This is a genomic window from Pontibacillus chungwhensis BH030062, assembly GCF_000770675.1.
Lineage (GTDB): Bacteria > Bacillota > Bacilli > Bacillales > BH030062 > Pontibacillus > Pontibacillus chungwhensis.
The window spans coordinates 30,458-50,192 of sequence record NZ_AVBG01000020.1; the positions used below are offsets into that span (position 1 = coordinate 30,458).

The 19,735-nt window shown below is 41.4% G+C and carries 13 protein-coding genes and 1 pseudogene; 11 read left to right on the forward strand and 3 right to left on the reverse strand.

Features of this window, described 5'->3' with window-relative positions; genetic code table 11:
* Nucleotides 1-128: 128 nt before the first annotated feature.
* Together N780_RS17915 and N780_RS17920 are read right to left on the reverse strand one after the other, a co-directional pair.
* Complete coding sequence (locus tag N780_RS17915; protein WP_036787318.1) at nt 129-455, reverse strand: hypothetical protein; 327 nt, start codon at nt 453-455, stop codon at nt 129-131.
* Nucleotides 452-2,560: a hypothetical protein gene (locus tag N780_RS17920; protein ID WP_036787322.1), complete on the reverse strand. Its 2,109-nt coding sequence runs from the start codon at nt 2,558-2,560 to the stop codon at nt 452-454. The genes N780_RS17915 and N780_RS17920 overlap by 4 nt, the downstream gene beginning before the upstream one ends.
* A 227-nt stretch (nt 2,561-2,787) precedes the next feature.
* Here N780_RS17920 and N780_RS17925 point away from each other — a divergent pair, with 227 nt between their 5' ends.
* The 6 genes from N780_RS17925 (at nt 2,788) to N780_RS17950 (ending at nt 12,873) form a co-directional block, all read left to right on the forward strand.
* On the forward strand, nt 2,788-4,551 hold the full coding sequence (locus N780_RS17925) for a YecA family protein (RefSeq protein ID WP_084599742.1): 1,764 nt from the start codon (nt 2,788-2,790) through the stop codon (nt 4,549-4,551).
* Nucleotides 4,552-5,214: 663 nt separating this feature from the next.
* Nucleotides 5,215-6,414, forward strand: a complete 1,200-nt coding sequence (locus N780_RS17930; RefSeq protein ID WP_036787326.1) for a hypothetical protein — start codon at nt 5,215-5,217, stop codon at nt 6,412-6,414.
* The gene (locus tag N780_RS17935; RefSeq protein ID WP_036787329.1) at nt 6,354-6,929 is read left to right on the forward strand and encodes a hypothetical protein; all 576 of its coding nucleotides are present in this window, start codon (nt 6,354-6,356) and stop codon (nt 6,927-6,929) included. Before N780_RS17930 ends, N780_RS17935 begins: the two co-directional genes overlap by 61 nt.
* A 12-nt stretch (nt 6,930-6,941) precedes the next feature.
* A complete protein-coding gene (locus N780_RS17940) occupies nt 6,942-7,565 on the forward strand; it encodes a hypothetical protein (protein ID WP_036787333.1) in 624 nt (207 codons plus the stop codon).
* A gap of 33 nt (nt 7,566-7,598) precedes the next feature.
* Nucleotides 7,599-10,916 carry a DEAD/DEAH box helicase gene (locus N780_RS17945; RefSeq protein ID WP_036787336.1) on the forward strand — a complete coding sequence of 1,106 codons (3,318 nt, stop codon included), beginning with the start codon at nt 7,599-7,601 and terminating at the stop codon, nt 10,914-10,916.
* Nucleotides 10,917-11,004: 88 nt separating this feature from the next.
* Entirely contained in the window at nt 11,005-12,873 is a 1,869-nt protein-coding gene (locus tag N780_RS17950) for a nuclease-related domain-containing DEAD/DEAH box helicase (protein WP_198135885.1), read from the forward strand.
* A gap of 216 nt (nt 12,874-13,089) precedes the next feature.
* Here the strand turns inward: N780_RS17950 and N780_RS17955 are convergent, their stop codons facing one another.
* Nucleotides 13,090-13,785: a DUF2306 domain-containing protein gene (locus N780_RS17955; protein WP_036787341.1), complete on the reverse strand. Its 696-nt coding sequence runs from the start codon at nt 13,783-13,785 to the stop codon at nt 13,090-13,092.
* A gap of 259 nt (nt 13,786-14,044) precedes the next feature.
* On the opposite strand from N780_RS17955, the gene N780_RS17960 reads away from it, so the two are divergent.
* The 5 genes and pseudogenes from N780_RS17960 to N780_RS17980 all read left to right on the forward strand — a co-directional run bounded on the left by N780_RS17960 (nt 14,045) and on the right by N780_RS17980 (nt 19,532).
* A complete protein-coding gene (locus tag N780_RS17960; protein ID WP_026801633.1) occupies nt 14,045-14,245 on the forward strand; it encodes a cold-shock protein in 201 nt (66 codons plus the stop codon).
* A gap of 195 nt (nt 14,246-14,440) precedes the next feature.
* A complete protein-coding gene (locus N780_RS17965; RefSeq protein WP_036787343.1) occupies nt 14,441-15,625 on the forward strand; it encodes a hypothetical protein in 1,185 nt (394 codons plus the stop codon).
* A 183-nt stretch (nt 15,626-15,808) separates the two neighbouring features.
* The gene (locus N780_RS17970; protein WP_036787345.1) at nt 15,809-16,639 is read left to right on the forward strand and encodes a hypothetical protein; all 831 of its coding nucleotides are present in this window, start codon (nt 15,809-15,811) and stop codon (nt 16,637-16,639) included.
* Between the two features lie 131 nt (nt 16,640-16,770).
* Nucleotides 16,771-16,935 (forward strand): annotated as a pseudogene (locus tag N780_RS19630) (cold-shock protein); the annotation flags it as partial.
* A 1,256-nt stretch (nt 16,936-18,191) separates the two neighbouring features.
* A complete protein-coding gene (locus N780_RS17980) occupies nt 18,192-19,532 on the forward strand; it encodes an alkaline phosphatase (RefSeq protein ID WP_036787350.1) in 1,341 nt (446 codons plus the stop codon).
* Nucleotides 19,533-19,735: the final 203 nt, after the last annotated feature.

The following is a 19,735-nucleotide window of genomic DNA, read 5'->3' on the forward strand; positions in this document are numbered from 1 at the left end:
GGCGGTTTCTGTGCTTCTTTTTTAGTTGAATTAATTGCTTCGAAGGAAGCGCCAGAACCGTCCTCGCGCTTCCAACAGCTTCTTGTTATTCAAATGTTTGAGGTTGTGGACAGAAAACCTATCTCAAGTTACACCAACCCATCGGTTATTCCATTCCCATCTAAATCCACATTCAGATCATTTGTATCTTGAATTCCATCATGGTCCATATCAAATCCAACGTCATATTCATCGTCAATCCCGTTTTCATCAAAGTCTAGAGTGATGTCACTGTGATCTGGAACACCGTCTTTATCCAAATCTAAAGCTAGTTGTCTCTCATCAGCCATGCCATTTTGATCTACGTCTTCAAATAGGTCGTGTTGATCAGGGATATGATTTTGATTCATATCAAGAAAAGGGTCTGTTTGTTGCCATCCTTCTGGTCTGAAGGGGTTTCTGTTAATCATACTCATTCATTCCTCCTCCATTTTCTAAGCGGCTGCTTCTCTTCCTGATTTGTTACCATGAGACTCTTCAATATGTCATTTAAATAGAGGTCCTCCTGTAGATCTAACGGGAAGTGTTTCAATGCATAAGCATCAGCGAGTTTATTGAAAATGACTTGCTTCCTCGTTTCGAGATCAGTAATACTTCCATTTAATATAAAGGGACCGTTGTTCTTTGTAGTCTGATAGAAAGATTTACTAACCTGTGACACATAGTAAGGAAGCATTGTGTCTACTAGGTGATCAAAGGCATCAAGCGCTTGATGAAGGTGAAAGTCGGTCTTAAGCTGATCGCTCAGTTTTTGGTGCTGTTCTTTCTTTTCATTTTCTCTATTAGATTGATATGTCTTATAAGCCGTTATTGCAGCTGCTGCATAACCTAATCCGCCAGTGGAGAGTCCTATTCCATGTGTGGCAAGACCAAGTCCTCCCCAGGCTAGAGCTGGCCCATAACTTTTCTTTTTGTGCGGATTGTAATCATCAATCTCTGGTTTTGGAATAATAGCAGAAGATAGAGGCCTCAAAGCCGATTGGACTTCTACTAGATGACGGCGATACTGGGATGTTAAAGCCAATAAACGATACTGGAGTTGCTCATAATGTTCAGTTGGCATTTGATTTAAGAGACTCTTATCCTCGTGGAAAACCATCTCAGGGAACTCTATTGAAACCCGATCAATGGAGCGGTTATATTCTGTCATGCCATAATATAGAACGTGTAAGAGCTGTTCCCTTTTGGTAGATGAAGGTAGCCCCTCATTCTCTTGGATGGAATGAATTTCTCTTTGAAGGATGACTAAATCACCAAAAAAGTTATAGAGCAAGACGTCATTTATGTGCCTGCTCCAGCTCGTATATAAATCATTTAGAGTCGCTTTGGATAATAGTGATGACTTGCACTGTCTATACTGGGTTCTCAGCAATGTTTGTGCTTGATTGGCGGCACATTCAAGTTGGATTGTACTGTTCCCGATTAATGGTTGGAGAGCCATTGGTGCGACCGTAACGGCTGTATGTTTTATTGGTGCTGTTGCTAGACCCTGATGAGAGTAGCAATGGATTTCTAACAAACAACGATTCTCGTCCGGCTGTCTTAGGACCTTAATTTCTCGAATGTTAGAATAGGGAATCTTATCATAGGAGTTACTCGATTGAACAAATACCCATCCCGTCTCTTTGGTTGTTACTTGATAAGGTTGGTTTTGGATATGAATAAGATCTGTTTCTGTATCATGATCTAAATTTAGTATCTGATCCATTCCTTCGGGCGGAAGAGCCACGTTGATAAAGGATACATTTCCGTCATTAGATGTAACAGCAAGCGTTAATTCGCATCCTCTTTGTTCGCAAATGTGTAGCTGGTCGTAGTAGTACTTGTAGATTTCATAATAATCCTTAATAAATAGAATCTCTTCTTCCTTAAAAAAGATGCTCACCTGCTGATTTTTCATTTTTTCAGTACCTAGAGATCCATTTAGTAAGCAACTATTATGGAAATAGATATTCTGATTAATGGCAAACATACTTAAATCGAAAGGGATGGAATCTCCTTTAAATACTATGTAATAGGGGGACCCGATATAGTCAAAAGCCAAAAGAATATTTCCACTCTGATAAAGTGTTTTAGTAGTGTTAAGCACAAGAAGGGATTTCTTTGTCTCCAAGGATTTCACTTCTAACATGGTTTCACTGTATGTAACGGACTTCTTTATCTCTACTTCCATCTGCTCAGTATTTTCCCCGGGGCCTTTTATCAATCTTCCTTGCACTGATTCGGTTAATAGGCCGACATCTTGGATAAATGTATGACGAACCTTGTCATTTGAAATAATTATATGTATTTCATCAATAAACTGGTCTTTTTGATAGAAAGAACCTTTCAAACAGCACCCTGCAGAAGAGTTCACCATTTCATCAATGGAGGATATAGGAATACGATTCCATTCAGGGTGGGTGAGGTAAATATACCCATTTTCCACAGAGAAAAACATGTATTCAGAACGTGCTATTTTAGGGATGGAAACCAAGCATCTTCCTTGGATCTTTTTACTGGGGGGTTGGACATAACTCATATAAAACGCTCCTAACAGTAACATAAGTTAGCTTCAGCTAGAATTAAAGTGTATCATGTAGATTTTACCATAAACTTTCAAGCGTGGGGGAGAGAGGTCCGGTGCTTCTTTTTTATGTGGAATGCTGATACGGTGGGTTCTTGGCACTTGGTTCAAAGACCCAGGGAACCCGTCTCTCGGCACGCATGTTACACTAGTACCACAACAAGTGTGTAAGGAGCGGTTCCATGTCGATCGGACGAAATGATCTATGCCACTGCGGGAGTGGCAAGAAATATAAGAAATGCTGTATGCAGAAGGATGAGCAGCAAGAGACTTTAGAAATGAAAGAGGAGCAGTTTAATAAGCAGAAGGAGAAACTCGTCTTTGCCGTTGATCGTTTTTTACAGAACCAAGCATCTTCTTCTGAAATACGGAAATTAGAGGATGAGTTTACGGAGCGTGCAGAGTATAGTAGAAAAGATTCCGGCTTCGCTATGTTCTGGAGGATCTTCTTCTTACGATATAAGAATGGACTTCGTGGGATTGAGTGGTTTTGGGAAGTAGAAGGTCATGATTTAAAAGACGAACTGAAGGAAATGGCCGAAAGATGGGTAGAGATGAAGCCGCGTTTAGTAATGGCTGTGGATCTTCAAGAGGATGTCATTGTATATGAGGACATGCATACAAAAGAACAGTTCCCTTGTGCTAAAGAAAAGCAAGGACCGGATCGGATAGCGTGGAATAGTACAATTGGTTTGTTAGAACCTATGTTTGATCGGTATTACTTTAATGGTCTCCGTGGCATGTATGGGCCGGAGGAGCTGTATGAAACGTATGACAAGATTCAGTCTTGGATGATAGAAGAGGGAATTTCTTTTGATGAAGCACTCCTTCGCTATTATCCTGAAATCCTTGCATCTCTAAGCGAAGATGAGTCCCCTAAAAGGGAACAAGAAGCTATTCCAGTCACGGAGTTCACCTATATATACGATGTCGTGGACCCGGAAGCGTCGTACGCTCTCATACAGAATGAGCCTGAGTTTACAATTGATCATTGGGATGAAAAGAAGATGAATTTTTCGTGGACGAAGAATTGGCAGGGATATACCGATAGCGAGGCCCCAGGAGTTGTGCGGATTGCGGATGAGTATGCCTCATTCACATGGAACAGGGTGACAGAAACCATTACGATGACGGCCTTTCACTTGAGGTATGTGAACCCGATGCTAAGAAAGTTGATGGAGTCAGACGGTGCCATTAAGCTACGTGAGGACCGGGAGAAACATTTGGGGGATTTACCAGGAGCCATTTATATGAGGCAATCATTGAAAGTGGAACACGGCACCCCGAAGTTGTTTGGCACCCTTGCTCAGCAGCGACGATTAATTCCTCTTGATGACCCGATTTTCCTATATGGAAACCGGTCACTACGAGAATTAGTGCAGCAGGGTGAAGGTCAACTAGCTGAGCGGTGGTTAAAGAGGTCTGAGAACCAGTCCCATGTTATGCTTTGGCAAGACCACCATGACCTTTCCGTCACGCCGGATTATAATACGGTCAGGCGAGAGCTTGGGTTGCAGCTCTCTCCCTTTGTGACATCGGGTGAAAGTAGGCGCACTACGCTCGAGTCTATTGAATCACATGACGAGAGAGAAACGGTTGTAATCGAAGCAGAAGTTCCGTACTATGAAGACCTTGGCTTTACGGATGAGACAAAGAATGCCTTTTACGCTAGAGACTTAGTTCGCTTCTATCGAGAGAAAGTGGATGGGAAATCGGATTCTACGAAACGGAAGTATAAGAAGGCGCTCTTTGCTATTCGTGGGGTATTAGAACGGAAGGGAAGCCAAGTCCGGAGTTGGGAGGAGCTTGGGGCTGACTTTTGGACGGTGGATCTTTTTGAAGATGAAGAGGTTCTGGCTCAGTATCCGCGGTTGGTTCAAGTTCATGAGTTTTCTTCTGTTGTGAAGGCGCTCTTTAAATGGTTGCGGAGCAAAGGGGATCTCTGACTTCTTTAGAAATAAATACGTGAAAAGGTCACAGATAGGTGGTATCTGTGACCTTTTTTGTAGATATAGGGGTAGAAAGGTCACAGATCATCTATTTTCAGGCCTTTTAGCCTTCTAATACTAGTGAAAATGAGGAAGCGCCTGGATTCACGCCTATTTAAAGGAAAGGGAGCTTTTCAAGACATAGGGGCAGATTTCTTTAAAATAAGAGATTTATACGTAAAAAGGTCACAGCGCAACAGTCTCTGTGACTTTTTAGTGGAGAATGGGATAGAAAAGTCACTGATCGTTCTCTTCAATGACCTTTACTGTAGTTTTGCGATGAAAAGGTCATTGGTTATCCTGCTCAGTGACTTTTTGAAGATTAAATCCCCCCAAAAGGTCATTGATCGCTCTCTTCAGTGACCTTTCAGAGCTCTTATACTGTTGAAATGTAAGAGACGCCAGCGCAAGAGCCGTGCCGTGTGCACTGTGAACGAAGGAAACGCGGGAACCGTCCCCGCGCTTCCCGAGAAACGCCCCTGCGTATCCCCTCCTTTAGAAGTAAGGCTATATTCATGATCCTTTCCTCCTTAACTTCTACATAATCCTTCCAATAGTCCGATAATAAAAGGAAGTGTATATTTTTATGCAACAATAGGTCTAGGATAAAGGGGGGCAAGGATGATCGCGAGTACTTTAAAGGAGAGAATCACCGTGGCTGTGCCTGTGCTGAAAGCCAGGGTGAAGGTCGTGTCCCAACAGCTGAATGAGTTAGGGCAGTTCTCTCAATATATCCTATTTGCTTTTGGAAACGGATATCGTCTTGAGGATATCTTAGCGGTTGTTAAACTCGAACCTCACGTCATTCAAGAAGAGATTCGTTATCTTAATAGAATTGGGTTGATAACGGAAGAGGACGGAAGTAGTGAAATTAGACTTACTTCAAAAGGGCAAGGGCTCTTTCAAATCATGGGAGTCGTGAAGCGGTTTAACCATCAAGGTGAAGGGGTTCTGATTAACGGTGTTACAGGGCTTATTGAACCTTTAGAGGAAGGGGAGATTTATCATTCTTCAGAACTAAGTGGTAAAGCGTGTAAGGTCAAAGAAAAGATTGTACGCACCCTTTACCGTAATCCGAACCCTTCGAATTCAAAGAAGTTTGTCTTGTCCCACTTCCCACTTGGTGATTTAGATGACGAGCAAAAGGAAGAGCTTCAAATTGAGCTTCGTTATGAATCTGTTCCTTATTACATAGAGAAACAGATTGAACAGCTTCCATCTCCCCAAGCGAATGTAAGTTTAGCCAATCAAGGTGTAGTTCAGGAAGACGAAATCAATCAATTAGAGAGCTACCTTCATGTAGAACGTGTCCTTCATAAAATCAACATAGATCTGAAAAGGACCGAACTTGATCCGTATCGTACGGTTTTGGATTCTTTGGAGAAATTAAGGCAGTTCGACCAAGGGTTAATAAGCCAAAAGGCTGAACATGTATTGCTGCAGGCGGAAGAAGAGTTGCAAAAGAATAAGGAGGATCACCTATTCTTTTTCGACCCGGTAACAGGCCAACACTTCTTGGATAGGCCCCAGTACCCTTATGAACATGCGAAACCGTGGACAGATTTGACTCCTGCTAGGTTTTACCAGGAGGATAAAATGCCTGATCATCATTCGCTCTATCTTTTATTTGGTGAGCAGGACCGGAGAGGAGAGGTGAAACGTGAGGAAGCATATACCATTCGTCAGAGGATACCGTATGATGTTCTTTTTCAGAAGGTGACGGAAACATCAACTGTTGAGGAGGAAGGGGCTGAAAGGACTTGGACCAAGAAAGAGCGTTTCGTTTTTTCGGATCCGCTAAAAAAAATGTACAACACGTAGCAGCCAGCAAAACGATGACAAAGTCAAATGTAGTCTTTCTGGCAATTGATACAGCTGTTGAAGTCATACAGGCGGGGATCAGTTATGTCAATTTGCAATATGAAAGGCAACATACAAAAGATCTTGAAGAAGAGTTAAATCATGCAAGGATAGCTCAGGATGAGGTGTATCAGGAGCAACTCAAGCAATATCAAACAAAAATACATGAGGCTAAGGAAAGAATGAAAGCCGATTTAAATCAGTATAAAGTCGAACTAGAGCTCGAGTCTCAGAGAATCAGAAGTGAATTAGAGCACATGAGGAAGAGCTCTGACTATGACGTTGAAGCATATATAAAGAGATTGGGCATTAATGATCGTCTGAGAAAGCCGCTGCTTGATGCTCTCCAATATATTGCAGAAATGATCGATAAGGAAAAGGAAAAAGGAACAGACTTTCGGGGTTTGGCGAAGCTCCAAGAAGAGTACAGACATGCTTATGCCCGATATAATGAACTTATTCAAGTCTTGGTATAGGAGGAATGAATGATGAAAAAAGGGTTAGATGGTTTAAGGAAGCCGGGTGGACGGCCGAAGGGAAACAAATCGGAAGTCTTCTCACAAGAGAATGGGAACATAGAAGTCATGACATCAAAGGAAAAACCTGATAAAGACGTACAGCTTGGGAAGATGGATATGGCAAGCAGTGTAGTGGATACAGTAGGAGATGTCGTATCCCAAGTATCACGGTCAATCGAGAATGTGAAATTGGCCTCAATGGAGCTAGACAAGATTAGGGAAACATCACGGCGGGACGTAAAGGTTGCGAAGGAGTCAACGAAAACGACGAAAATAGAAGAGCGTGAGAAAACAAAACGATTTGTACAAGAAACTGAGAAAGAGATCCGAGAGATTGAGAAGGAATCAACAAAGCTCGCGAATACGCACATGGAGACGATGAAGAAACAAGATCAAGAACACGAAAGAAAAATGAAGCAATTGCAACTGGCTGAGGATCACTTGGGACAACTTAGCGATCATTTGCAAGTATTAATGGATAAAGTTAAGCAATGTCATGCGGAAGGTATTGAAGTTCCAGAAGAATTAACGCTCCAAATACAAGAGCACAGTAAGGTTCTGACTGAACGCACGATTCAGCTACAGCAATCTTAATGGGGTTAAAAAAAGCAAAGAAGGGGGGATTCTATGCCTCATCCAGCACTCGTTATAGGTCTTGCTGCTGTAGGGATTGCAGCCGCAACTTTTCGCTTTGTTTGTGATGAACTGTCAGATGAAGAGAAGAGAAAACGTGAGAGAATGCGGGAGGAGTATAAGAAGTACGAGCAAGAAAGGAACAAGTATAGCGAATGGCGCCACCGTCAGGATGTCCATGATATTAAGGCGGACCATGATGGAGCAAAGCAACGTGCGATGTACGAGGAAGAGGGGAAACGAGAGACCGCACGAAAGGCTTATTACCATCATATGCAAGACAGCCTCGAGCAGATGAAAGCCCAGCGTGAGGACCTATTAGGGGAACTCAAGCAAGCGATTCAAACAACAAGAAGTCAAATGACGGGAGAGCAAAACACGCATTTAAGGAAGCACTCACTTGTACAGTTGCACCAGTCACTTGAAGAGGCAAAAGAGAAGCTTCATGCGTATTTGTACTACCTTCATAAGTATGAGAAATACTTACACCGGTGTGAAAGCCAAGGGATGGAACTACCGGCACCTTTTGAGTTGTTGTTACCAGAGCTGTTTCCATACATTGGGAAGTTAATTACCTATAAGAAGAAAGATTTATTTGCAAAAGGCTCTTTGGCAATTGACCAGGGGATAACTCTCCAGTATGCGTGCCCTGACTTAAAGGTGATAGAAGATTATGATGAAGAAGCTGACATTCACCTATTCGTGGAGTCTTCGCGGAATAATACGTGCACCTACTCCATTTCGAAAGGGCTTTTTAAATATACAGCACTTTACGAACCGGGGATCGGAATCGAAGCCAAAGTCTTACGTCATGATAAGAGTTTTATTCATTTAGATTTTAAAGGTCTCCTATTAAGGATGTATAAAAGTGACTTCGAGAATCCGTTCAGAACTCCTCCTAGAAATGTGGACATTCGAGTGTTTCCTAAGGAGTGGACGTACAACTTGCGTCACAGGGAGCCGCTCGTTACGGAGAAGTATCAAGAAAGCTTTGCCGTTTGTCAGTTCAACAGTGTACCCCTTGTGTTCGATTATGATGACTATGAAGATTTTTATAAATGGGTTGAGCACAATGAGCACGTATGGAGCCAAACGAGTGAGTGGAAGATTGCTCCGCTTGATGAGGGAGATATCCCTTATGCTGAAGAGGTCATTCTTCAGCTTGGAACAGATCTGGTAATGAAAGCTAGAGTTATGAATAGTGAAGACGGTCGGTCGTTTCTTTATTATAGAGGGATGCTTGATTTATCAGATAACCTTCTACAGCCGGAAGATATCTTCGTGGCTTTGAAAGGAAGCTTTTCTGTTGCGTTCTCGGAGGAATTTGACCTCCTGCCTGAAGAAGATTTCATCGAAATGGAACAGTTCTCATTATTATTGTTTAATGAATTTAGGGAGCAAAAAGTCATTAAAGAAAGCTATGTGGGAAGTCGCTTTTTTAATAGGTGGGCAGAAGTCACGGACGCTTTAATTACCTATTTATATAAGGGAGATGCTGAGGTGTGTGTAACAGGCCCTGTTCGTTACACTGGGTTCAATCATGAATTGAAGTTAAAGAAATATGAGGCTGAAGTGAGGAATGATCAGGACATACACGCTTTTCTTAGTGAATCGATGACCTCTTATCAACAATATTGCTTCATTGTTGCCGATGACGGTAGGTATTTACCTGTAGAATTCTCGCCAACTGCTGAGTGGGTAACCGTTTATGGCGATTTCAAGGAAGTTAATGAAGATCAAGAGCTTACCGTATACATAAAAAATTTTCCTTATCCTGAAGTACAACAGAAGAAGGCGTTGAATCAGTTTCGAGAAGGGTTACTTAAGAATTCAAGGCTAAAGAGTGGTTTGTTGAACCCGGCATCGATTCAGACTAAACAGAGGGAGATTGGTGAACTTTCCTTCTATAACCGTTTGCTGAGTGAGAACACAACGCAGCGAACAATCGTTCATGAAGCACTACAAGAAGAGGATATTTATTTCATCCAAGGCCCGCCTGGAAGCGGGAAGACGACAGTCATTCAAGAGATCATTCATCAGCACCTGCAGCATCATCCAGATGACCGGGTACTAGTCGTTTCTCAAGCGAATGTAGCCGTCGATAATGTGATGGTCGATCTGGTTGATCGTTACGATGAAGAGTACATGATTCGCTGTGGGAAGACGCGAGAGGGAGACGTGCTGCCAATTAGCTTCGATAAGCGGTACGAAGAGTATTTGGAAGGAATACGCTCTATTGACCCGGAGACGGTTCCAATAGGGCTTCTTGAAGAGTGGAAAGAAATCGTCATGCCTGAAGATTCTCATGGGAACAATTCTGAGGTAGGAGAGCTTATTCTTAAAGGGAATCGAATCGTAGGCGCTACATGTGTAGGCCTGGCTCAAAAACGAATAGGATTAGACCGCTTATCATTTGACCTCGTCATTATAGATGAAGCAGGTAAAGCGTTACCTGCAGAAATTCTCATTCCAGTGAATCGTGCTAAGAAAGTAGTCATGATTGGGGACCATAAACAGCTTCCTCCTACCGTTAATACGGCATTGTTTGACCCTGAGAAGATTGAATTAGAAGACCGGGAGTACTGCACGAACGAAATGTTTGAGAAGAGTTTATTTCAGCGATTATATGAAGATTGCCCGGATCGTAATAAGAGTATGTTGGACACGCAGTATCGAATGCCAGCTGTCATTGGAAGCATGATCAGTACTTTCTTCTATAGAGGTCGCTTAATGAATGGAGCGCCCACCTATGACAAACGACCAGTATTCTTCAACAAGCATTTGAATTGGCTAGATATGTCACAAGATGTGTTCTTTAAGGAAGATGCGGCACATGGATCGCCTCAAAATAAACGGGAAGCGGAGATTGTTTGCAGACTAGTAGATAAGATCAAAGAAAGTCTATCGAATGATCAAAGGATTGCTGTAATTACGCCATATAAAGGACAGAAGAGATTAATTGAGCAAGCGTTTCGAAAGAACAAGGTTGCCCTGGAGGGACGCGTTGCGATTAATACGATCGATGCTTTCCAAGGGGATGAAGCCGAACTGGTCCTTTATTGCACAACCCGTGCTGAACGAAAAACAAAATTCTTCTCCGACTACGCAAGGTTAAACGTAGCACTCTCAAGGACCAAATCGGATTTACTCATTATAGGATCACGTGACTACTTTAAAACGTACGGGGAAGACAGCATGCTTTATCAGATATCGTCTTATATTGAGGAATACGGAGATATGTGGCGGTATAAAGAATTGCTAGACTTTCTACCTGAGACGTTGGAAGGAAGGAATACTCTGCTTCAGAGATAAGGTGTGATCCTTTCTGTTATATAGCTTCGGATAGTAAAGCTTTGCGTAGTTGTATTTAAATTTCCTGGAAAGGGGTGGAGGAATGGGAGTGGATGTAATAAGAAACTCTTATTCATATGATGATGTCCAGCACGGGGAAGACTTCTTCTTGAAGCAGTTGGAACAAGCAGAAGGGTTAGAAGGATGGACCGTTTATGAGCAACCTCATTTGAACGGGGATCGGCCTGATTTCGTGCTGTGCCATCCAGAAAAGGGAGTCATTATAGTAGAGGTGAAAGATTTCAATTTGAAGTCATCTAGCTATAAAACCCCGGGCCTAGTAAAGGGGGAGGATGGTCGATATATTGATCAAAATCCGGTTAAACAAGTAAAAAGGTATAAAGATAATCTGCTGCAGTATATATCAAGGCAGTACTTAAACGCAGAAGAGAAATACTATGCTCATTCCTATGCCATGATTGAAACCATAGTCTATTTTCATAATGCAACAAGAGAAGAAGGCGAAGCGTACTGCCAGCCCAATGATTATACGAAAATACTAGGTCGTCAAGAGGCGCTGTCTTTAGGCAACAACGACTTCCGTGCATCAAATATAGCTACACTTAACTATTCAAAATCAAAATTCTCTAAAGACGGTATTCTCCAAAACTTCGTGAAAGATTTAGAGGCGTGGATGAATCCCTCTGATTACCACAAAGATCGGTTAGAGCCGATTAAGCTGTATCCAGACCAACAGAGGTACATAAAGGTCAAGCCTGGATCCTTCAGGAGATTGAGTGGAGTGGCGGGATCGGGGAAGTCATTAATTCTAGCGACTAAAGCTGCTGAAATGTTAAAGCAACATAAACGGGTATTACTCCTAACCTATAATATTACGCTAAGACATTATTTAAGAGATTTAGTTAGCCAGCAGTTTGGTGAAGGTGACCGTAGACTCATTCGGGATCATTTAGTGATCAAGCACTTTCACGACTTCGTTAGTGGTGTAGCGGATGAGCATGGAATTGAACTTCCAGAATCGAAGGGCGATGATTTTGAATTGGTGTGGTTAGACAAAATTAATGCCAAGTTGAATCAAACGTCCATTCATGACGACTATAGGTTCGATACGATTCTCATAGATGAAGGACAAGACTTCAAACATCAGTGGGTGCGCTTCTTGAAACAATTCTATACTGGGAACACGGATTTCTATTTATTTTATGATGTTCAACAAGATCTGTATGGCAGGCAGAAGGAAGTCTGGATAGAAGACCCGGACGTGATTATAGGGATGGGTTTTAAAGGGAGCCCGGGAAGGTTGAAGATCTCTCGTCGTTTACCTGGTTCAGCAGTGCAGATGATTAATAAGATAAGAGAGCATTTCAACGATGCTCAAGAAGAAATTCTCGTTCCCTCAGCTCAAATGGATCTGTTCACTACCCTTCACTGGGAAAACGTCGATTTAATATGGGAAGAAAAAGACGAAGCCATAGAAAGACATATCCAGTCGCTCATAGATAACGGTGTCCATGTTGATGACATTGCTGTATTAACAACCCATGAGAAGACCGGAATGCTCATCGTAAAGACCATGCAAAGCAAGGGTTACACGCTCTCTCATGTTTATGACAGAAAGGGCGAGGCGGATCAGAGCGCACGACGGGCAGAAAAGTGGAAGTTCCAACCGGGCAATGGAAGATTGAAAGTATGTTCCATTCATAGCTTCAAAGGATGGGAAGCTTCTCATATTATTTTGGCTTTAGACAGACCTGCTCGCACTTTTAGTAGTTCAGAGGTCTCTTCCTCTAACAACCAATCATCCGAAACTGCGGCACAACTGGAGGATGAAGTGAAGAGATATTTGTTTATGGCCCTATCCAGAGTTCGATATTATCCTAAAATGGTGACATGTAGCTTTACATGCTTGAACTTTATAGAAGAATACAACGGGTTAGAGGAGCTATTCCGAACATAGGGGAGCTTTCTCGAACACTATAAGAGATGTATACGTGAAAAGGTCACAGAGCGAGAGAGTCTGTGACCTTTTTCGTGGTGAAAGGGAGAGAAAAGTCATTGAGCAGCGCGACTATTGATTTATTGAAGCTTCGTTCCTTTAAAAGAAGCACAGGGAAGGTTCCCGTGCTTCTTTTTATTTGATTCGAATAAAGCACTAGAACCATACTCGACCTCCTCACGAAGCCCGTGTCGCTCCACCTGATTTTTTGACAGCACCGTATTTATTAGTGAACCAAAAAATGAGCGGTAAGAAAATGATGGTTGGCAAAAACCATAGTAAGATGTGACTGGAATCAACACCAATAAGTCGTGGAGCGCCAAAGACAGTAAATGCCGTCACCGTGGAGATTGAGCATGTTAACATACCAGTAATGTGTTCAACGATCCAGCTCTTTTTCGTCGTCATTGGTTTAAGCCAATAACGCAGTTGTCCAGCGCCTAGAAATACACCCAATAGAGGAAAAAAGGTGATGAGCGAATTGCCGATTATCATACCGTAGACGACACATCCTAAACCGGCGAGGAATAGCAACGCGGATGCTGCAAGGTCTAGAGGTTGGCGATGTCTTGGTTCTTTTTTCTTAAACTTTAGCACCCGAATGCCATAGTACGCCGAAACAGCACTTAACGTTGCGATAAATAACAAGAAGATTGAGAATTGCATACGCTCAGGTGTAGTATCCGGCTGAACAAAAATTCTGATGGAGGCCATGCCTACAGCTGATACGCTAACCAAACTCATTCCATACACGAACAACCAGCCGACCCGGTTGTGCCACTTCCCGCCTTTTTTTGTTAAAAGAGGAATCCACAACAATAGTAGTGAACTAAATCCACCAATTAAATGAGCAATCAAAAACAAGGTAAACATGTCAATCTCACTCCTTTTGATCAAGTACTTTAATTATACACCCCGTGTACTGTATATGGTGGGAAAAGAAGTGTAGGGAAGGTTCCTGTGAAGATGAATATAAGCACAATTGTTCATATCGTTCATTCCAAAGCTTTGATATAGTTGTAGTTAACTAATTGTTGTTCGGAATCATAAACATGAGAATGTGTAACATCTTAAGAAATTGGTAGAGCAAGAATGGTAATATTCGTGCAAACAGCACGTGGAGGAATTTTAAATGAATAACGGTACAGTAAAATGGTTTAACGCAGACAAAGGTTTCGGATTTATTGAAGTAGAAGGTGGAGATGACGTATTCGTTCACTTCTCTGCGATTAATGAAGAAGGCTTCAAAACGCTAGAAGAAGGTCAAGCCGTTTCTTTCGATACAGAAGAAGGAAGCCGTGGGCCACAAGCAGCTAACGTTGTGAAAAAATAAGTCATAGAAAAAGCTCTTTCCTATAGTAGGGAAGAGCTTTTTTTAGTTCTGAGAGTTATAGTGAATGGTTGTATTAATTCCTATTTACGGATTAGGGTAAGATCCATGCTTACATTTAGAGAATTAGTCTCATTTATATAGGGTGGAAAAATGTCGATGAAAAGAAGAAGTAGAACGAGAGAAAAGGGGAATTAAATGCGAATCTGGCTCATATTTTTTGCTATTATTCTTTTATTTGTAGGAACTACATCACAAGTAGATGCAGAATCCTATGAGTACCGTACTTCTATCAGCACATGGTTGTGGGACACTCCAACTATTATGAACGAACCAGACGAGGTTCTTCAGGATTTAAGAGCCAAACATGTACAAAAGCTCTATCTTCAAGTAAACCGTGATGTCCCTAAGCATTACTACAAATCTTTTATTAAGAAGGCAGACCAACAAGGCATCGATGTTTATGCTTTAGGCGGATCAACCAAGTGGCTAAAAACAGGAGACCAAAGACTTCCTTTATTCAAGCAATGGGTCATTGAGTTTCAAACAGAAGCCAATAAAACCGAACAGTTTGATGGCTTTCATTTGGACATTGAACCACATGCCGCTGACGCTTGGGATACCGACCAACATAATATGATCCTTCGTTTTCAAAAAATCATAGCAGACTTTAAAGTGCTAGCCAACGAGCTTCAGCTACCTCTTGAGTCAGATCAGCCCTTTTGGTTTGATTCGGTGAAGTATGGTAATGAATCTTTTGGTAAAGGTATCTTAAGCGAGTGGTTGATTCAGCAAGTGGATGGGATCACGTTACTAGCTTATCGTAATTTTTCAGAAGGAAACAACGGGATTAATAAGCTAATTGAAAAGGAAATGGCTTATGCAGAACAAGTAGATCGCAAGGTTGAAGTTGCTATCGAGACAAAGAAGACGGGGCTGGACTATTTATCCTTTTATGGCTTCACCCAAAAAGATATCGACCAAGTCTTTGCGGAGGTGGCCACTCGATACGAAGGCTCCCCTAGTTTCAATGGCTTTGCGGTTCACAGATTCGAAAGCTGGCGACCATTCGGATCCCCAACCGTTAACGAAAAAGGTTGGAAGTTGTATAAAGCAAAAGAAAACGTCAATAAAGATTACAACTGGACGGTTCAGTTTAATACCGCCATTGACCCAACGTACACGAAGATTTATGTGGAGAATAGTGAAGGAATCGTAGTCGATACGAGGGTGAAAATGTCCTCAGAACATGTTCTTCACGTGGAAGCCCCAGTGGAAGGTTATCAAAAAGGGGAGGATTATACGTTATACATTGAGGAGATTCGATCAAGGGCGGGAAAGAGTATGGCCGGGAAATTATTTATGCCTTTTTATGTGGAGTAAATGGGAAGAAGCACAGGGACGGTTCCCGTGCTTCTTTTTAGACTTATTATGAAGCACCAGAACCGTCCCGGGCTTCTAGGGTACGAGTATAAATAATAGTTGGAAATTTAAGAGAAAACAGTTAGACTAATACTGGTGCGATTTTCCTATACATGTACATAAAAAAGTATGGAGGTTTTGAAATTGAGCGTAAGTAAAAATTGGTTAGCAATGTTGGTGGTAATTAGTGCTCTAATGATCTTAGGCGCATGTGGAAATGAGGAGGCTAATTCTGAGGAGGCACCTGTACAAGACGGCCAACAAGATTCCTCCCCAAAAGAATTAATGGCTATGAGTGAAGGACTTAAGGAATATTCTGTTTGGTTTAGAACGAGTAACAATCCAAGCAGAAATTCTAATGTGAGTGACGTATATATCTTCGGGGACGGGGAAGTGAAGAGGTATAGTAACTTTTCAGATCTTTCTATCGAGGAGATTTATGAGCTTTCAGATGAGGATATTATTCAATATGTAAGTGAAAATGCAGAGTCGAGAAAAGAAGGGAAATTTACTTTGGATATTTCGCTTGATCAATTAGGGCAAAATACAGAAGAAATGAATGTGGCATTGGCAAGTGGTAAAAGTGTCAGGACGTTTGATTTAGAGGCTGCAGCATCTGAACATTATCATACATACTATGGCGAAGGTTCTGGTGAATTTTTTGATAAGTATCCGGAGTTTAATACGTATCTATCGGCAGTAAAAAATGGTGAAGTCGAGTTACCGAAAAATTCTGATGCTCAAACAAATGAGATTGATGGTGATAAAGTCATCGCTACTCAACCTATCGAGGATGGAAATCTAGTTACGTTTCAGCCAAACATAACTCACCAAACTATTTTCGATACAACTTTCTCAGGGCTAAAAGTGAGTGATAATTATAGTCTATTAACGCGTGTGAATAGTTCATTTGTGGGCTTTAAGGTAGATGATCCAGATACCAAAAGTAAAAACGTAACTGTTGAAGGGGAGTAAAGAGGAGGAATCACCAGAAACATCTCCGCGCTTTCGTCGAGACAGAAGTTCTAATGTCAATCGAGGAAGGACGGGGACGGTACCCGTATTTCCTTGTAAAGTGAATCTAAGCACCAGAAGCACAAGGACGGAAGGGTTTCGGATTTATTGAAGTAGAAGGTGGAGACGATGTATTCGTTCACTTCTCTGCAATTAATGAAGAAGGCTTCAAAACGCTAGAAGAAGGTCAAGCCGTTTCTTTCGATACAGAAGAAGGAAGCCGTGGACCACAAGCAGCTAACGTTGTAAAAAAATAAATCATACAAAAAGCTCTTTCCTTATAGGAAAGAGCTTTTTTTGGTGTTAGAAGAAGCACATCAATAGTTCCTGAGGATCCTCAATACCTTCCTTCCATACATCTCTAAGTGCCAATTGAGGAATCATCGCGATTATTAAGAATCAAACACTATTCTAAAGTAGATTGAAATATGTAAAATAATGTTTCTTTTTTACTTATTTTGGTTACTAGAATATCATGAGCCGGTTTGGTTGTTTTGAAGACTTGCTCATATCAATAAAATTCTAGGAGGTAATAAAGTTGAAAAAATTTCTGGTTTCTATGATGACTTTAATTGTAGTTTCTATGGGTGGTCTTTTTACAAGCCAAAGCGTAGAAGCAACAAGAACAGTGGAAGGGCCGTTTTACACTACTTTTACAGGGGCAGAATTGACATCTTCTTATTATGGTACTCTAGCTAGGAGATGTGAATCAGCCGTAGAAGATTACGGTAGCACAATTAGATCCGATTCTAAATATACATGCCAATGGTATAATCGAATAGACAGAGGCAGGTCTTCTACTATAGGTGTAATAATTGATGTGACGTACTCTCCATACTATATCTATTACTAAATGCAAACGGCACATACGTTTTTATTGAAAATATCCTTGTCTGGAAATGACCATATCAACACATAGAATAATAGATTTCTACGAAGGGAACGGTCCATTGGCATAAGTTATGAAAGCCAAGGGAGCCTCTAGTAATGTTAGAAGCACGGGGAGAATTCCTGTGCTTTTTTTATTGGTCAGGGGAAGCGGAGAGACGGTTGCTGCGTTTCCGTTTTACATTAAAAGCTTATGAACCATCTTTCTTGAAGCGCAAGAACCGTCCCCGTGCTTCAAAAAGAGAGGCAATAGCGCCCCTGCGGAAGCATTTCTATTCTACGAAGAATTCCGTATCAATATTTCTCTTTTTGATCTTATATGTTTTGTGAAGGGAGCGCTAGAACAGTCGAGTCGCTTTTAAATAACTAAACAGTTAATTAACAAAATATTGGCCATATTTTCCTTTGACTTTTTAACGGGTGAGAATAACAAGACTAATTTCAGGGTGAGGAAGTCCTGAATTTTTTGTCATCTTTATTAATCTAAGTGTTAAAATTACTTTCTATTAGGATGTTTGACTTATTTTTGGTCATGACTTCCATATTAACCTTTACTTTACATCCCCTTAAAATTAAGTTGCTATCATAATTGTGTAAAAAACTTGACTTGAAAGGGGAGCTATTCATGTTTAAAAAAATGGCTACAGTTGCACTATGTGCAGGAGTGTTACTATCAGGAATGTACGTTAATGTAGGGTTTAATGAGGCTGAAGCAGATCATAAGGAAAAGGCCGGTAACGCTAACAGTAACGAGAAAGTCAAAAATGTAATCTATATGATTCCGGACGGTTACAACGCAGATTATGCAACAAACTATCGTTGGTTTAAAGGAGAAAAGTCTTCTTTCGATCCGTACGTTAAAGGATTAATTCAAACCTATTCTGCTAACTCTGAAGTTACAGATTCCGCCGCAGCAGGTACAGCCATGGCAACAGGCGTAAAAACAAACAATGGAATGGTTAGTGTATCACCTGAAAAGGAAGAAGTAGATTCAATCCTCGATGCTGCCGAAGGTTCTAAGAAATCTACTGGATTGGTCGCAACTTCAACTATTACACACGCAACTCCAGCATCTTTTGGGGCAAGCGTGGTAGATCGTGGTGATCAAACAAAGATTGCTCCACAATATTTTGATAATGATGTTGACGTCATCCTTGGGGGAGGTAGAGATTATTTCTTATCAACATCCGAAGGTGGAAAACAAACAGAAGGTAATTTAATTGAAGAAGCACAAAAGGATGGGTATGAATACGTAACCAATACGGATGAACTTTCTAAAGCTAGAGGAGAGAAAGTTCTTGGTTTATTTTCTGATGGAGCGATGGCCAGTGAACTTGAACGCCCGGAAACATCTCAACCTAGTCTGGCGGATATGACAGATGCTGCAATCAATGCCTTAGACCAAGATAAAGATGGCTTCTTCTTAATGGTTGAGGGTTCTCAAATTGACTGGGCTGGACATGCTAATGATGCAGCGTGGGCCATGCACGATTCAAAAGCTTTTGATGAAGCAGTAGCAGAAGCCATTGAGTTTGCGAAAAAAGACGGTAAAACACTAGTTGTTGTAGCTGGTGACCACGAAACTGGCGGGATGTCAGTAGGAGCTAACGGCGAGTATGATGTGAAGACTGAAATTTTACGTGATGTTACGGCATCTGGTGCTTATATGGCTGAACAATTAAACGATAAACGCAGCAATGTAAAAGATGTTGTAAAAGAATATACAGGTCTTGAATTAACAGATAAAGAGGTTAAGCAAATTAAAGATGCTAGTGCTGCTGATAGCGCAATAAATAAAGTGATTAGCGACCGTGCTTTAATCGGCTGGACAAGCGGTGGACATACAGGTGTTGATCTCCCTATATATGCTTATGGTCCTCAATCCGAAAAATTTAATGGATTACTTAATAACGTTGATATTCCAATGATCATGGCAGAAGCAATGAAAATAGAACTTGAAAACTAATAGGAAGCACAGCAGAAGCACGGGGACGTTTCCTGTGCTTCTTTTTTATATGGAGTGCCGAGAAGGTGGTTTCTTGACCCATAGTTGAAAGGGCCGTGGAACCCGTCCCTTGGCACACATGCAGAGATATGCAAAAAGGTCACAGATAGCTGGTATGAAGTGCCCCCTGTCAAGTAGACAGTGGAAATAATATAAAGACTTAA

Coding starts and splice junctions, on each gene's coding strand:
- N780_RS17915 (WP_036787318.1), bottom strand. CDS start 455: ATGAGTATGATTAACAGAAACCCCTTCAGACCAGAAGGATGGCAACAA.
- N780_RS17920 (WP_036787322.1), bottom strand. CDS start 2,560: ATGAGTTATGTCCAACCCCCCAGTAAAAAGATCCAAGGAAGATGCTTG.
- N780_RS17925 (WP_084599742.1), top strand. CDS start 2,788: ATGTCGATCGGACGAAATGATCTATGCCACTGCGGGAGTGGCAAGAAA.
- N780_RS17930 (WP_036787326.1), top strand. CDS start 5,215: ATGATCGCGAGTACTTTAAAGGAGAGAATCACCGTGGCTGTGCCTGTG.
- N780_RS17940 (WP_036787333.1), top strand. CDS start 6,942: ATGAAAAAAGGGTTAGATGGTTTAAGGAAGCCGGGTGGACGGCCGAAG.
- N780_RS17945 (WP_036787336.1), top strand. CDS start 7,599: ATGCCTCATCCAGCACTCGTTATAGGTCTTGCTGCTGTAGGGATTGCA.
- N780_RS17955 (WP_036787341.1), bottom strand. CDS start 13,785: ATGTTTACCTTGTTTTTGATTGCTCATTTAATTGGTGGATTTAGTTCA.
- N780_RS17960 (WP_026801633.1), top strand. CDS start 14,045: ATGAATAACGGTACAGTAAAATGGTTTAACGCAGACAAAGGTTTCGGA.
- N780_RS17965 (WP_036787343.1), top strand. CDS start 14,441: ATGCGAATCTGGCTCATATTTTTTGCTATTATTCTTTTATTTGTAGGA.
- N780_RS17980 (WP_036787350.1), top strand. CDS start 18,192: ATGTTTAAAAAAATGGCTACAGTTGCACTATGTGCAGGAGTGTTACTA.